General features: G+C 53.9%; 10 protein-coding genes and 1 pseudogene. 6 read left to right on the top strand and 5 right to left on the bottom strand.

Annotated features, from left to right (window positions below; genetic code table 11):
• Nucleotides 1–32: 32 nt before the first annotated feature.
• Nucleotides 33–674, bottom strand: a complete 642-nt coding sequence (nth, locus tag TH19_RS00185; protein WP_114100734.1) for an endonuclease III — start codon at nt 672–674, stop codon at nt 33–35.
• A gap of 225 nt (nt 675–899) precedes the next feature.
• Here nth and TH19_RS00180 point away from each other — a divergent pair, with 225 nt between their 5' ends.
• The 3 genes from TH19_RS00180 to dnaJ all read left to right on the top strand — a co-directional run bounded on the left by TH19_RS00180 (nt 900) and on the right by dnaJ (nt 4,890).
• Nucleotides 900–1,409, top strand: coding sequence for a DUF2244 domain-containing protein (locus tag TH19_RS00180; RefSeq protein WP_114100314.1), 510 nt, complete (start codon nt 900–902; stop codon nt 1,407–1,409).
• Nucleotides 1,410–1,736: 327 nt separating this feature from the next.
• Nucleotides 1,737–3,653: a molecular chaperone DnaK gene (gene dnaK, locus TH19_RS00175; RefSeq protein WP_114100313.1), complete on the top strand. Its 1,917-nt coding sequence runs from the start codon at nt 1,737–1,739 to the stop codon at nt 3,651–3,653.
• A gap of 103 nt (nt 3,654–3,756) precedes the next feature.
• Entirely contained in the window at nt 3,757–4,890 is a 1,134-nt protein-coding gene (gene dnaJ / locus TH19_RS00170) for a molecular chaperone DnaJ (RefSeq protein WP_114100312.1), read from the top strand.
• An 88-nt stretch (nt 4,891–4,978) separates the two neighbouring features.
• Here the strand turns inward: dnaJ and TH19_RS00165 are convergent, their stop codons facing one another.
• Nucleotides 4,979–5,887 carry a LysR family transcriptional regulator gene (locus tag TH19_RS00165; protein WP_114100311.1) on the bottom strand — a complete coding sequence of 303 codons (909 nt, stop codon included), beginning with the start codon at nt 5,885–5,887 and terminating at the stop codon, nt 4,979–4,981.
• A 121-nt stretch (nt 5,888–6,008) separates the two neighbouring features.
• Here TH19_RS00165 and TH19_RS00160 point away from each other — a divergent pair.
• A pseudogene (locus TH19_RS00160) lies at nt 6,009–6,893 on the top strand (aldo/keto reductase family oxidoreductase).
• A 102-nt stretch (nt 6,894–6,995) separates the two neighbouring features.
• Nucleotides 6,996–7,796, top strand: coding sequence for a 4-hydroxy-tetrahydrodipicolinate reductase (dapB, locus tag TH19_RS00155; protein WP_114100310.1), 801 nt, complete (start codon nt 6,996–6,998; stop codon nt 7,794–7,796).
• 80 nt (nt 7,797–7,876) lie between these two features.
• Here the strand turns inward: dapB and polA are convergent, their stop codons facing one another.
• Nucleotides 7,877–10,696: a DNA polymerase I gene (gene polA, locus TH19_RS00150; RefSeq protein ID WP_114100309.1), complete on the bottom strand. Its 2,820-nt coding sequence runs from the start codon at nt 10,694–10,696 to the stop codon at nt 7,877–7,879.
• A gap of 301 nt (nt 10,697–10,997) precedes the next feature.
• Here polA and TH19_RS00140 point away from each other — a divergent pair, with 301 nt between their 5' ends.
• A complete protein-coding gene (locus TH19_RS00140; protein ID WP_114100307.1) occupies nt 10,998–11,768 on the top strand; it encodes an ABC transporter permease family protein in 771 nt (256 codons plus the stop codon).
• 181 nt (nt 11,769–11,949) lie between these two features.
• On the opposite strand, the gene TH19_RS00135 is transcribed toward TH19_RS00140, so the two are convergent.
• Nucleotides 11,950–13,314, bottom strand: a complete 1,365-nt coding sequence (locus tag TH19_RS00135) for a methyl-accepting chemotaxis protein (RefSeq protein ID WP_181846254.1) — start codon at nt 13,312–13,314, stop codon at nt 11,950–11,952.
• Between the two features lie 400 nt (nt 13,315–13,714).
• Nucleotides 13,715–15,004 (bottom strand): bifunctional folylpolyglutamate synthase/dihydrofolate synthase, encoded by a 1,290-nt coding sequence (locus TH19_RS00130; RefSeq protein WP_114100305.1) that lies wholly within the window; start codon nt 15,002–15,004, stop codon nt 13,715–13,717.

The following is a 15,004-nucleotide window of genomic DNA, read 5'->3' as shown; positions in this document are numbered from 1 at the left end:
GTTGATCTGAATGATTTTGAACGCCTGCCGGATTATGCTTCGGCAGGCGTTTTGTCTTTGAAATTGCACAGATCGTTGACGATGCAGTCACCACAACGCGGTTTGCGTGCCTTGCAGATATAACGCCCGTGCAGGATCAGCCAGTGGTGGGCATGGGTCATAAAGCGCGACGGCACCTTTTTCAAAAGGCCCTTTTCCACAGCCAGAACCGTTTTGCCATTGGCCATACCCGTCCGGTTTCCAAGGCGGAAAATATGGGTATCAACCGCCATGGTATGTTCGCCCCAGGCGATATTGCGCACCACATTGGCGGTTTTGCGGCCAACGCCAGGCAGTTCTTCCAGGGCTTCCTGATCGTTGGGGACCACGCCGCCATGCTTTTCAACAAGGATTTTGGCCGCCGCCATGACGTTCTTGGCCTTGCCGCGATAAAGCCCGATGGTCTTGATGTGATCAATCAGGGCTTCTTCCCCGAGATCAAGCATATCCTGCGGGGTTTCGACAATCTGAAACAGCTTTTTGGTCGCCTTGTTGACCCCGACATCGGTCGCCTGTGCGGACAAGGCAACAGCGACAAGCAGCGTGTAGGGATTGGTGTAATCCAGCTCGCCTTTGGGTTCCGGGTCTGCATCGGACAGACGCTGGAAAAACTCTTCAATGGCGGCTTTGTTCATCGGGCGGGCCATGGACTTTAATCTCTTGTTTTGCGGGCTGATTTTCAGCCGATTTTGGGACAGTAAGCAGTGAGTACATGCTGTCCCTGATCCGATCTCCTGTTCTGACAATATATAAAGGGGGCGGGATGAAAAATCGAACTCTGATTATATATGACTCTAAGCCATGTCGAGTTTGACGGGCTATTGCAAAGTCCCGTTATGACCAACAGGACGTCACATCAAATGACAGCCGTGCCACGCAGTGCCAAGCCGATCTATCGGGTGGATTTGTTTCCGCCCCGGTCGTTGTCGCGCCGGGCGGCCCGCAACATTGTCCTGATGCTGGCAACCCTGACCACCTGTATCGGTCTGGTTTTCTGGTCGGTGGGGGCGTGGCCGGTGATCGGATTTCTGGGGGTGGATGTGGTTTTGCTGTCGCTTGCGTTCTATTTCAGTTTCCGGTCTGCCCGTCAGGAAGAACGCATTGAATTATCCACCGGGAATTTGCGGGTGACGCGGATTTCGGTGCGGGGTGACCGGCAGGAGTTTGATTTTCAACCATACTGGCTGCGCGTTGTTCTTGAACGCGGCGAAGATGATCAATGCGCGCTGTTTTTGCGAACGCATGGCGAAAAATTCGAAATTGCCGGTTTTTTGGGGGCGGATGAAAAAGCCGATCTGGCCGACAAGCTTGATGATGTGTTGCGTCATACCCGCTGCAATCCTGCCGATATTGCGGCCCGCGCCCGGTGATCTGAGGGTTTTGCAACCCGGTCATGAAGGATTTGAAAAGCAGAGCTTTACGGGTGGAAAAGGGGCTCAAATCATCGGAATGGCCCACTCGACCCGGTGATATTGTCCGTCATTGGATAAAAATTGCACTTTGAATGCCAAAATCACCCAAGATTCCCCACTTTGACCGCTTGCGACTTTGTGGGGACTTTCATATATAGGTGCGCGGGGTGATAAAGAGACCCCAGAAAATTTGCGTGTATTATAACCATTGGTCCCAGGAGGTCCTGCGCGGCGCTTCAGTTTGGAGGCTGCGGGACGGACCGGCCGCTAAAAGAGGAACTTACTATGGGTAAGATTATTGGTATCGACCTTGGCACCACCAACTCCTGCGTCGCAGTCATGGACGGCAAAGAAGGCCGCGTGATTGAAAACAGTGAAGGTGCCCGTACCACCCCGTCGATGGTCGCATTCACCGGTGATGGTGAGCGCCTTGTCGGTCAGCCGGCAAAACGTCAGGCTGTGACCAACCCGGAAAACACCCTGTTCGCGATCAAACGTCTGATCGGTCGTCGTTATGGTGATCCGGAAGTCGAAAAAGACAAAGACCTCGTCCCGTACAAAATCGTTGCTGGTGAAAACGGCGACGCATGGGTTGAAGTCAATGGCGAGAAAATGGCGCCGAGCCAGATCGCAGCCATGGTGCTTCAGAAAATGAAGGAAACCGCAGAAGCCCATCTGGGTGAGCCGGTAACCGAAGCCGTTATTACCGTTCCGGCATATTTCAACGACTCCCAGCGCCAGGCAACCAAAGACGCCGGCAAGATTGCGGGTCTTGAAGTCAAACGTATCATCAACGAGCCGACTGCTGCTGCACTGGCTTATGGCCTGGACAAGAAAGACGGCGGCACCGTGGTTGTTTATGACCTTGGTGGCGGTACTTTCGACGTTTCTGTTCTCGAAATCGGCGATGGCGTTTTCGAAGTTAAATCGACCAACGGTGATACCTTCCTTGGTGGTGAAGACTTCGACAAACAGATCATTGATTACCTTGCCGACGAGTTCAAAAAAGAACAGCAGATCGACCTGCGTAAAGACCGTCTGGCCCTTCAGCGCCTGAAAGAAGCTGCTGAGAAAGCCAAGATCGAGCTTTCCTCGTCGATGCAGACCGACGTCAACCTGCCGTTCATCACGGCTGATGCATCCGGTCCGAAACACCTTAACATCAAGCTGTCGCGTGCGAAGCTTGAAGGTCTGGTTGGTGATCTGATCGAACGCACCATGACCCCGTGTAAAGCGGCTCTGAAAGATGCCGGCATTACCGCGGGTGAAATCGACGACGTTATTCTGGTCGGTGGCATGACCCGTATGCCGAAGGTTCAGGAACGCGTTAAAGAGTTCTTCGGTCGCGAACCGCACAAAGGCGTGAACCCGGACGAAGTTGTTGCCCTTGGCGCAGCAATTCAGGGTGGCGTTCTTCAGGGTGACGTCAAAGACGTTCTTCTGCTTGACGTTACTCCGCTGTCACTTGGTATCGAAACGCTCGGTGGTGTCTTCACCCGCCTGATCGACCGTAACACCACGATCCCGACCCGCAAGTCGCAGACCTTCTCGACCGCTGAAGACAATCAGACGGCCGTGACCATCCGCGTCTTCCAGGGCGAACGTGAAATGGCTGCTGATAACAAGATGCTTGGCCAGTTTGATCTGGTTGGTATCCCGCCGGCACCGCGTGGCGTTCCGCAGATCGAAGTGACCTTTGACATTGATGCCAACGGTATCGTCAACGTGTCCGCCAAAGACAAGGCGACCAACAAGGAACAGCAGATCCGCATTCAGGCATCTGGTGGTCTTTCGGACGACGAAATCGAAAACATGGTCAAGGATGCGGAAAGCAATGCCGAAGCTGATAAAAAGCGCAAGGCACTTGTCGAAGCCCGCAACCAGGCAGAAGCCGTCATTCATGCAACCGAAAAGAACCTTTCGGAGCATGGCGACAAGGTTGATGCAGGTACCAAGTCGGAAATCGAAAACGCCCTTTCGGCTTTGAAAGAAGCCAAAGACGGCGAAGATGCCGATGCCATCACCGCGAAGGTCAATGAACTTCAGCAGGCTGCAATGAAACTTGGCGAAGCCATGTATCAGGCACAGCAGGCCGAAGAAGGTGCTGAAGGCGCAGACGCCGGTGCATCTGCTTCGCAGGCTGATGATGGTGTTGTTGATGCCGACTTCGAAGAAGTCGATGACAGCAAAAAAGACAAGTAAGACGACCGCAGAGGTCGTCTTGAACGACGCCCTGTAAAGAAAAATCGGGCCGTTCCGGACGCAAGGATTGCGGGAACGGCCCGACCGTATTTCGGAGTTACAGATGGCGAAAGAAGATTTTTACGAGCTGTTGGGTGTCGCCAAAGGGGCGAGCGCAGCCGAGCTGAAAAGCGCCTATCGTAAAAAAGCGATGCAGTATCATCCGGATAAAAATCCGGGCGATGCCGAGGCCGAAGTAAAATTCAAACAGGTTAACGAAGCCTACGAAGTCCTTAAGGACGAGGAAAAGCGCGCGGCCTATGACCGTTTCGGGCATGCTGCCTTTGAACAGGGTGGCCCCGGCGGTGGTGGCGGCTTTGGCGGTGGTTTCGGCGGCGGCGGGTTTGCCGACGTCTTTGACGAGATTTTCGGTGCCATGGGCGGTGGACGCCGTGGCGGCGGATCGTCTCGCGGGGCGGACCTGCGCTATAATATGGCGATCACGCTTGAAGAAGCGTTCGAAGGCAAAAAGGCCGAGATCACCATTCCGGGTTCTGTTTCCTGTGACGAATGTGATGGCACTGGTGCCGAAGCCGGTTCGCAGCCGGTCAATTGCCCGACCTGTAATGGTCACGGCAAGGTTCGCGCACAGCAGGGCTTCTTTACGATTGAACGCACCTGCCCAAGCTGTCATGGCAAAGGCAAGATCATCAAAAACCCGTGCAAGGCTTGCCACGGTGTTGGTCGCGTTGAAAAGGAAAAGACCCTTCAGGTCACCATTCCGGCCGGTGTCGAAGACGGCACGCGTATTCGTCTGGCAGGCGAAGGCGAAGCAGGGACAAACGGGGCACCTCCGGGTGATCTCTATATCTTCCTTGATATCGCCCATCATCGCTTCTTCCAGCGCGAAAGTGCCAACCTCTATTGCCGGATTCCGATCCCGATGAGCAAGGCCGCGCTTGGCGGAACCATCGAAGTTCCGACCATCGAAGGCACGCGCACCCGGATCAACATCCCGGCGGGCACCCAATCGGGTCAGCAGCTTCGTCTGCGCGGCAAGGGTATGACCATTCTGCGTTCGCAGGCCCGTGGTGATATGTTTGTTGAAATCAGCGTCGAGACGCCGGTCAATCTGACGGAACGTCAGAAAGAGCTGCTGGCCGAATTTGACGAGATTTCCCGCGAAGAAGGCTCAAGCCCCGAAAGCGAAGGCTTCTTCTCCAAGATGAAGGAAATCTGGAAAGACCTGACTGATTAAGGTTTTCCAGGTGTTTCTTTGTGTGGAGCATTAAAGATAAAACCCCGCCCGGTTATCCGCGGCGGGGTTTTCTTTTGCCTCAGACTTTCTATGACCGGGCCGGATTGGCCTTGATGAAGTCGATAAAGGTACGCAGCGGCGTGGGCACAAGCCGTCGGCCGGAATAATAAAGCTTCGGTCCCGGAAATTGGGGCCACCAGTCGCGTAGGATCGGCACCAGACGTCCGTTGGCAAAATAGGGCTGCAACCAGTCCTCAAAAAGGTAAACAATCCCTGTGCCCGCGCAGGCGGCTTCAACGGCAAGGTCCGTGCCCCCGCCCGGACGGACAATCAAGGGCCCGTTTGTATGCAGGGCAAGGCTTTCGTCGCCGCGTTCAAATTCCCAGGGATGGGTTGCGCCACTGGCAAAGCGGCCCCGAATACAGGCATGCTCCAGAAGGTCGCGTGGATGGCTTGGGGTCCCGCATCTTGCAAGATATTCCGGTGATGCTGCGGCTGCAAAGCGCTGAAAACGCGGTCCAATCGGAACGGCAATCATGTCCTGTTCAAGGGATTCGTCATAACGGATGCCGGCATCGCACCCCTCGGCAAAAACATCGACAAAGCTTTCCTCGACGATGATATCGACCCGAATTTCGGGATAGGCTGCCAGGAAATCGGGAATGATATGTGGCAGAACCAGCCTTGCCACGGCGGTCGGCACATTCAGTTTAAGGTTTCCGGCCGGACGATTGCGGAAACTGTTGACGACATCAAGGGCAAGCTCCATCTCGCCAAGTGCCGGGGCCAGACGGGCCAAAAGGCTTTCCCCGGCCTCGGTCAAGGCAACACTGCGCGTTGAACGGTTAAACAGGCGCACGCCAAGCTGGCTTTCAAGCCGCCTGACCTGTTCGCTTAGTCGCGATGCACTATTGCCGCTTAGGCGTGCCCCTTCGCGGAAACCGCCCGCGCGCGCGACGGTGACAAAGGCCGTGATATTGCCAAGATCAAGCTTCATTGTTCGATAATCCGTACAGTCTGTATCAATTGTACCGGATTGTTGATCAGGCAGCCAGCGCCTACCTTTTGCGCAGACCAATCCCCCAATCATTCAACCCGTCCCGGGTGAGGAGAAATTCATGAGCAATCTTGATCAGGCCGGAACATTCATGATCGGTGATCGTCGCGTTAAACGTATGGGCTATGGCGCCATGCAGCTTGCCGGTCCGGGTGTCTTTGGCCCGCCCAAGGATCGTAATGGCGCGATTGCCGTCTTGCGTGCGGTGATCAAGGCTGGTGTCAATCACATCGACACCAGCGATTTTTACGGCCCGCACATTACCAATCAACTGATCCGCGAAGCCCTGCATCCGTATGGTGATGATCTGACCATCGTGACCAAAATCAGCGCCAAGCGGGGTGCGGACGGGTCATGGCTTCCGGCCCTTTCTGCCGATGAACTGCGTGCGGCTGTGCATGACAATTTGCACAATCTTGGTCTTGATGTGCTTGATGTGGTCAATTTCCGCTCGATGCACGGTTTGCATGGCCCGGCAGAAGGCTCCATTGAAGAACAGCTGACTGTTCTGGCCGAACTTCAGCAATAGGGTCTTATTCGCCATATCGGGCTTTCGAATGTGACTGCCGCCCAAATCGCAGAGGGCCGTAAAATCTGTGACATTGTATGTATCCAGAACCAGTACAATCTTGCCCATCGCGGAGATGATGCCCTGATTGACGAGTTGGCAGCGGATGGCATTCCCTATGTGCCGTTCTTCCCGCTTGGCGGATTTTCACCGCTGCAATCAGACATTCTCTCGAACGTTGCCAACCGTCTTGGCGCGACGGTAATGCAGGTTGCCCTTGCCTGGTTGTTGCAACGTTCGCCCAATATCCTTTTGATTCCGGGCACATCTTCGCGGGCACATTTGGCGCAAAACCTTGCCGCGGCGGAACTTTCATTGCCTGCCGATGCGATTGCCGAACTTGACGGGATTGCAGCACAGGCCATCCCGGCCCATTAAGCTGCGGGAAACAGCCAGATCGGCATTTCCGGTGATGTCATCACGGCGCGGCATGTGTTAAAGCATTTGCATGTTTGATGCTTTGATCGTTGGAGACCGGAAATGAAGATCGGGATTGTTGGATGTGCGGGCCGTATGGGTCGAATGCTGGTAAATGAAACCGCAAAGACCAAGGGCCTTGAGGTTGGTGGCGGCACCGATCTGCCCGGAAGCCCGTTCATCGGCAAGGATGTCACCCTGATTGCCGGTCTTGAAGAAAGTGGCGTTCTGGTTGGCGACGATGCCAAGGTGCTTTTTGAAACTGTCGATGCGGTGATTGATTTCACTGCACCGGCAGCCACTATGAAACACGCACAGCTTGCGGCCGAAACCGGCACGATCCTTGTGGTCGGCACCACTGGACTTTCGAATGACCAGAAAGACGAGTTGAAAGTGGCCGCCCAAAAGGCCCCGATCATCTTTGCCCCGAATATGAGTGTCGGTGTCAATCTGGCCTTTGCGCTGGTCGAAAAGGTTGCAAGCATCCTTGATAAGGATGTTGCCGATATCGAGATCGTCGAAATGCATCACAAGCACAAGGTAGATGCACCGTCCGGTACTGCCCTTGGTCTGGGTGAAGCTGCGGCAAAGGGCCGCGGGGTCAATCTTGATGATGTTGCGGTTCGCACCCGTGATGGCTTTACCGGCGCGCGCGAAGACGGCTCCATCGGCTTTGCAACCCTGCGCGGCGGCGATGTGGTTGGCGATCACACAGTTGTCTTTGCCTGCGAGGGCGAGCGTATTGAAATCACCCACAAGGCATCATCGCGCGAAGTCTTCGCCAAGGGTGCGGTTCGTGCCGCGAAATGGGCCGAGGGCAAGGCACCGGGGCTTTATTCCATGCGCGAAGTTCTTGGTCTTTAAGAACTCAAGTTCGTTGATAAATGAAAAGGCCGGGCATATGCCCGGCCTTTTTGCATCTGCATTGGATCAGTACACGCAGATTAATGCGCATCCGCCCAGCTATCGCCAATACCGGCCTCCGCGATCAGCGGTACGGACAGGTGGGCGGCGTTTTCCATGACGTCACGGATGACTTTGATCGCTTTTTCGGCCTCGTCTTCCGGGGCTTCAAAGATCAATTCATCGTGGACCTGTAACAGCATCCGGGTTTTAAGCCCGGCATCAAGAAGGGCATCCGGAACTGCAATCATTGCCCGTTTGATGATGTCGGCCGCACCGCCCTGAATCGGGGCGTTGATGGCCGCACGTTCGCCAAAGCTACGACGCATGCCGTTTTTGTCATTGATGCCGCTGATATGGATGTTGCGGCCAAACAGGGTGCGGACATATCCGTGTTTGGTGGCAAATGCCTTGGCTTCGTCCATATAGGTGCGAATGCCCGGATAAATCTCGAAATAGGCTTCGATAAAGGCCTTGGCTTCTTTTTGCGGAATGCCAAGCTGATTGGCCAGACCAAAGGCCGAAATGCCGTAAATGATGCCAAAGTTGATCGCCTTGGCCTTGCGACGAACCATCGGGTCCATGCCCTCGATCGGCACACCAAAGACCTTTGATGCGGTTGCGGCGTGAATGTCCTCGCCGTTTTTGAAGGCTGTGCGCAGGGCTTCGATCTCGGCAACATGGGCAAGAAGGCGCAGCTCGATCTGCGAATAGTCGGCAGAAATAAGCTTGTGACCCGGTTCTGCGACAAAAGCGGTACGGATTTTACGGCCTTCTTCGCTGCGGATCGGGATGTTTTGCAGGTTCGGATCGTTCGAGGACAAACGCCCGGTATTGACGTTGGTCTGACCGTAACTGGTATGAACGCGCCCGGTTTGCGGATTGATATGGTTTGCAAGCGCGTCGGTATAGGTGCTTTTCAGTTTGGAAAGCTGACGCCATTCCAGAAGCTTGACCGGAAGATCGTGACCAAGGGCAGCCAAACCTTCGAGGACGTCCGCCCCGGTTTGCCATGCACCGGTTTTGGTTTTCTTGCCGCCCGGCAGGCTCATTTTATTAAACAGGATTTCGCCAAGCTGTTTGGGGCTGCCAAGGTTAAACGGCTCACCCGCCATTTCATGGATGGTGATTTCAAGGCTTGCCATGCGTTTGGCGAAATCTTCGGACAGGTTTTTAAGGATTTCGGCATCGACCTTGACGCCAAGACGCTCCATCTGTGCCAGAACCGGCACCAGCGGACGATCAAGCGTCTCATAGACACTTGCCATATGTTCCTGTGCGATGCGCGGCTTTAACAAGCGATGCAGGCGAAGGGTGATATCGGCGTCCTCGGCCGCGTAATCCAGCGCCTTGTCGAGGGGCACCTGATCAAAGGTGATCTGGGTTTTGCCCGATCCGCAAACATCGGCAAACTTGATCGGTTTGTAATCCAGATGCAGTTCAGCCAGTTCGTCCATGCCGTGGCCGTGGCTGGTGCCATCAAGGACATAGGACAGCACCATGGTGTCATCCATCGGCGCAACAGTAATGCCGTGGCGGGCCAGAACGATCATGTCATATTTCAGGTTCTGACCGACCTTAAGGACACCCGGATCTTCAAGCAGCGGTTTGAGAATCTCGATCGCGCGTTCAAGCTTGATCTGCTTTGGCGTGTCCTTGCTTTCGGCCGGATTATCGCCAAAGTCAAAGCCGCCCTGGGCTTCACCACTGACATGACCCAGCGGGATATAGCAGCCATTACCCGGTTCGGTCGACAGCGACACACCGACAAGCTTGGCCTGATGGGCATCAAGCGATGTGGTTTCGGTATCAACGGCGACGGTGCCAAGATATTCAGCCTGCGCGACCCAGTGTTTCAGGCGTTCTTCATCCTGTACCAGTTCGTACTCGGCCTTTTCGACCTTGACCTCATTGACGCCAATGCCGGGTTGGGTCGGGCTTTCAAATTCAACGTCACCGCCGAACTTGGCTTTTACTTTAGAAAGCAGTGATTTAAAGCCGTGACTTGCGATGAAGCTTAAAAGAACTTCTGGATCCGGTTCTTTAAGATCGAAACCATCAAGATCCTCGACAACCGGAACATCGGTTTTAAGGGTCACAAGATCACGGGAAATACGGGCAAGATCGGCATTCTCGATCAGCTTTTCACGGCGTTTCGGCTGTTTGATTTCGCCTGCGCGCTCCAGTAGAGAATCAAGATCGCCATATTCATCAATAAGTTGGGCTGCTGTTTTAATGCCAATTCCCGGAACGCCCGGCACGTTATCGACGGAATCACCCGCAAGGGCTTGAATATCAATAACCTTGTCCGGCGCGCAGCCGAACTTTTCCATGACTTCGGCAGCACCGATGGTGCGATTCTTCATCGCATCAAACATTTGCACCTTGTCAGTGACAAGTTGCATCAAGTCTTTGTCCGAAGATACGATAATTACGTCTGAACCCTGTGCCTCGGCCTGACGGGCATAGGTGGCGATCAGATCGTCGGCCTCGTATCCTTCGAGTTCGATGGATGGCAGATTGAAGGCGCGTGTCGCATCGCGGATCAAGCCGAACTGCGGAACCAGTTCTTCTGGGGGTGGCGGACGATGTGCCTTGTAATCGGCGAAGAAATCGTTGCGGAATGACTTGCCCTTGGTGTCAAAAATGACTGCCATATGGTCGGGCTTGGTATCTTCGCGCAGCTTCATCAACATGGTGCAAAAGCCATAAACCGCATTGACCGGGGTCCCGTCCGGGCTGGTCATTGGCGGCAGGGCATGGAAAGCGCGGAAAATAAAGCCGGAACCGTCAACCAGTACGACGCGGCGCGGCGGGGAGCCGGCAGAAGTATCGGGGTTGGACGGGGCAGAATCAGTCATACGTTTCGTGCTCTTGTCTTGAGGGAAAATGATGGTTCGCAGAATGCCCGATCCGGGCTGCCAAGTCGAGTATAGCCTGACCCGATACCCCAAAAAGACCCGACCTGCTGACAGAATTTGTCAGTATATTTGTCTGATGATTGTTTGCGGAATTTGATAATGTTCCGAACCCGAAACATATAAGGTAACACGCGGATTTCCGATGATTTAATTGCGGTTGTCTGTTTGTGCTTATCAGTTTTGTCCGGGATTGCTATGGTAGCAAATAAGTTAATCCCAAGGGACATGGGAGAACGGGTTCGTGGCCCGGAAATCAGACAAACCGATTTTCACCCCCAAGGGCATCGGGGTGGAGACCGCAGGTCCGGCGCGTGAGCTTTCAGATGACATGAAGCTTGCCAGTCGGCAGCGCAAAAAAAACAAAAAAGGTCGCCGTGGATCGGATGCGGGTGACACAGGATGGCGCAGCTTTTTTCGCGTCGGTGTTTGGCTGCGCTTTATCCTGACTTTTGGCAGTTTCGGTTTGATTGTCCATGGTCTGTTCAAGGTATTCGGCATCTATGAGCGGAACCAAAATCTGGCCAACTTTGATCATTTCATTCTGTTGATCAAACTCGTGGTGTTTGTCGCACTGATGTATCTGTTCTATGCGATGCTGATGCATTACGGGCCGATCCGCCACAAGGTCAGGGGGATCTTTTTCCTGGCGCTTGCCCCGGTCGCAGCCCTTTGCATATTCATGATCTATGGCGGCGGGCAGGTTTTCGGCAGCTTCATCCCGGTTCTGCAATTCCTGATCCTGACTGTCGGGGTCGGGGGATTTTTGCTGTATGTCCTTGGATATACGTGGATCACCGGCCAGAAAGTAAAACGTGAAACCGCCAAATATGGTGATCTTTCAACATCCCCGGCGGCCGGATCATCCGGTAGTCGAGATGGCTTGCCACCCCCGGTCAAAGGTGATCGTCGTCGCGTCCACACGGCAGGCAATTTGCGGTTGCGCCGGACAGATGGCCAAGATCAATTTGCTGGTAGCGGGGATAAGCCCAGAGTCAAACTGCCGGATGTGTGATTCATAAGTACGTGTTGGTTGCTGAGAAATCTTTTCCCGTTCAGTATATTAGGGAATTTTATTTTATCTATGTATGAAAATACCCGGATAATTAACTGATATCTCCCGCAAGGAAGGACAGTCTTTTTCCGGGTATTTTTCAATCAGGTTTTATATCAGCCAGTTATGATCTGTTCTTCAATCAACTTTTCACCAAAGCATCAAGCAGACGAACGACTTCTCGTGATGCTTCCTCGACTTTCGCGTATTGCTTCAGTGCCCCGTCGATATCCCCGGCGTTGTAACGCTTGACGGCATTAATCCCGCATTCATGAACAATTTTATGCGGTCCCTCAATTTCCCGATAGGCCGGGCTACCGGCAAGTTTCTTGCCATCTTCACTGTAGTACCACTTGCCAAGTCGGCAACTCATATGGCTGGAGAGTTCATCAGCATACAGGGCTTCGCGCCCGGCCAGCATATCCGCCAGACGTTTCTTCCAGATGACGTGATCGGATTTTGCGATACGGATTGCCTTTTTGGGGACGTCAAACTCTGCCAGGGCACCGATTTGCTGTCCGACTTTGGTGACCACGGTATCGGTTGCGCTGATACTGTTTTCGATACGCCTGACGTTATCTGCAGTATCCGCAGCGATATTGCCAACCCGGTCTGATACTTCTGAAGCAACTTGTTGTTGTTGTTCGAGGATGGCAGCCACGTCGGCCATGCGATCAGTGACATCGGCCACCATATCGCCAATCCCGTTCATTGATCCGACGGCCTCGTTCATCGATGCATCGCCAGCTTCTACAGCTTCGGCGCCTGCACGCATTGCATCGACAATGCCGGTAATTTCTTCGCGCAACATCACAATATTATCGCGAATATCAACAGTAGCCTTGGCTGTCTGACTTGACAGGTTTTTAACTTCGCCCGCGACAACGGCAAATCCTTTCCCGGCTTCACCTGCGCGGGCAGCCTCAATCGTCGCGTTCAGGGCCAAAAGATTGGTTTGAGAGGCAATATTTTCGATTGTTTCGACCATCGCGCCAATCTTTTCCGACGTTTCTGCAAGGGATTCGACGCGTCGGGTCGCATCATTCACTGCATCGGCAACGCGACGCATATTGGTTGCTGTTTCAGAAATTGTTGCCGCCCCGGCATGTGCTGTTTCGCGGGCATTCTGGGATTTTTCGGCAACTGCGCGTGAGTTTTCGCTGATGGTTGCAATGCCTGTTGCCATTTCTTCAACGGCTGCTGCAATTGACTGGGCCTGGCCATCAATATCGGCCATTTCCTTAAGAAGTGTCGAATTGGTAATGGCAACCTCGTTAATCGACATGGACAGATCAACGTTTTGATCAAGCATCCCATCCGCGAACTGGCTACCGGCATTGGCTTGCAGGCTGGCGAAGCGATGTTCGCATAGTTTATGTGTCAGAATTTCCTGCGCCTGAAGGAAGGCCGTCTGAGCTGACTTCACAAGTGTCATTGCCTGACCCGGCTTCCAGCGCGATCCTGCCAGTGCGGCTTCTGTAACTTTTTCAAGCGCCAGGCTGAACAACTGCGCAATGTCACTTCCGCTTATTTGCGTAGAATGGAAGTTGGCAGCCAGACTTTCACTTGTCTTGGCGACATCAAGCTTTGTTTCAAAGCCAATGACAAACCCCCAATACCCGAGCAGATCGTTCTGACACTCTGTCAGACTGAATCTCTGTAAGAAATCCGTCGCAACCGTTTGCAGGTTTTTGCTTATTTGCGATTTGAAAGAGGCTGGATAAGCAGCAGCCTTTATTGAAAGGACCTTGTCGGTTCTTTGTTCTTTTAAAAGTCCGCTGCTATGGGTCGACATTCGACAAGTCCTCTTCTTGGGATGGAGAAATATCTATACGGTGGTATAGATATTTGACCGGGAAAACGCAAGAAAGGATGCAATCATGGGTGCTGGAGGTGGTCAAGACCAATCAGTCGTGACGTTCCAGAATCAAACCAGCCAGATACAGTGACCCAAGGATCAAAACGCGTTTCGGGTTCGGACAGGCAGATAGCAGGGCCGTCATCGCCTGATCAAAATCATCGCAGGCAAAAGCCGATTTGATGCCACAGGCAGCTGCCGCATCACGCAGGGTTGCGGGCAGATGCGCCTGATGTTCGCCGGGGATCGGTACACCGGCAAGTGCGGTGATCTGATCGGCAAGCGGTTCGAGGAATGCCGTTGCATCGCGGTTATCGAGCATTCCCATCATGACCACGGTATCGCCAGCTTCCTGACGTGATAACCAGTCGGAAATAACCCCGGCGGCGGCAATATTATGTCCGCCATCCAGAATAAGCTCGCAGCCATCGGGTAGGGCATCAAAAAGCGGCCCTGAGGTCAGTTTTTGCAGCCGTGCAGGCCATTTGGCGGTTTTAAGGCCTGTGGCCAGAATATCCGTGTTCATGCCGTCACAGCCGGGAATTCCGGCCTTGCGGACCACGGCAATCGCGGTTGCGGCATTCACAAACTGATGACGGCCCGGAAGGGCGGGCAAAGGAAGGTTGATGTGATCGTCTTCGATCCGCAGGCCAAAGCCGTCTTTGCGTTCATCGGTAATCGCGAAATCGCAGAAGATCGGGGCATGGATGCTGTTGGCGTGGGTCACCAGCGTGTTGAAGGCTTCCAGCATCTGCGGAGCCAGAACACTGATTACGCCGGGTTTCATGATCCCGGCCTTTTCAAAGGCGATCTTGGCAATCGTATCGCCAAGGAAACCCTGATGATCGAGTGAAATCGGGGTGATCACGGTGGCCGCAGGCCTGTCAATCACATTGGATGCATCCACCCGTCCGCCAAGTCCGGTTTCAAGCACCAGAACATCGGCAGGGGTGCGCGCAAATGCAAGGAATGCGGCGGCCTGTGTGATTTCAAAGAATGTAATGGATTCGCCGTTATTAACTGTTTCGACTTCTTCAAGAAGGTCGCACAGGACATCTTCGGAAATCATGTCACCGGCAAGGGTGATGCGTTCATGAAAACGCACAAGATGCGGCGAAGTCGAACAATGGACCGTAAGTCCGGCGGCCTCATAGATGGCGCGCAGATAGGCTTGTGTCGATCCCTTGCCGTTGGTACCTGCCAGATGAATGACGGGGGGCAAGGAAAGGTGCGGATTACCGAGCTTTTGCAAAAGCCGGGTAATCCGCCCTAGCGAAAGATCGATGACTTTCGGGTGCAGCTTGCCAAGGCGAGCAAGAATTGCGTCGCTTCGGGCCAA

The sequence above is a fragment of the Thalassospira profundimaris genome (assembly GCF_003326675.1).
Taxonomy (GTDB): Bacteria; Pseudomonadota; Alphaproteobacteria; order Rhodospirillales; family Thalassospiraceae; genus Thalassospira; species Thalassospira aquimaris.
The sequence above is the reverse complement of the archived record's forward strand: the minus strand, read 5'-3'. Positions and strand labels throughout refer to the sequence as shown.

Coding starts and splice junctions, on each gene's coding strand:
- dnaJ (WP_114100312.1), top strand. CDS start 3,757: ATGGCGAAAGAAGATTTTTACGAGCTGTTGGGTGTCGCCAAAGGGGCG.
- dnaK (WP_114100313.1), top strand. CDS start 1,737: ATGGGTAAGATTATTGGTATCGACCTTGGCACCACCAACTCCTGCGTC.
- TH19_RS00180 (WP_114100314.1), top strand. CDS start 900: ATGACAGCCGTGCCACGCAGTGCCAAGCCGATCTATCGGGTGGATTTG.
- dapB (WP_114100310.1), top strand. CDS start 6,996: ATGAAGATCGGGATTGTTGGATGTGCGGGCCGTATGGGTCGAATGCTG.
- polA (WP_114100309.1), bottom strand. CDS start 10,696: ATGACTGATTCTGCCCCGTCCAACCCCGATACTTCTGCCGGCTCCCCG.
- TH19_RS00165 (WP_114100311.1), bottom strand. CDS start 5,887: ATGAAGCTTGATCTTGGCAATATCACGGCCTTTGTCACCGTCGCGCGC.
- nth (WP_114100734.1), bottom strand. CDS start 674: ATGAACAAAGCCGCCATTGAAGAGTTTTTCCAGCGTCTGTCCGATGCA.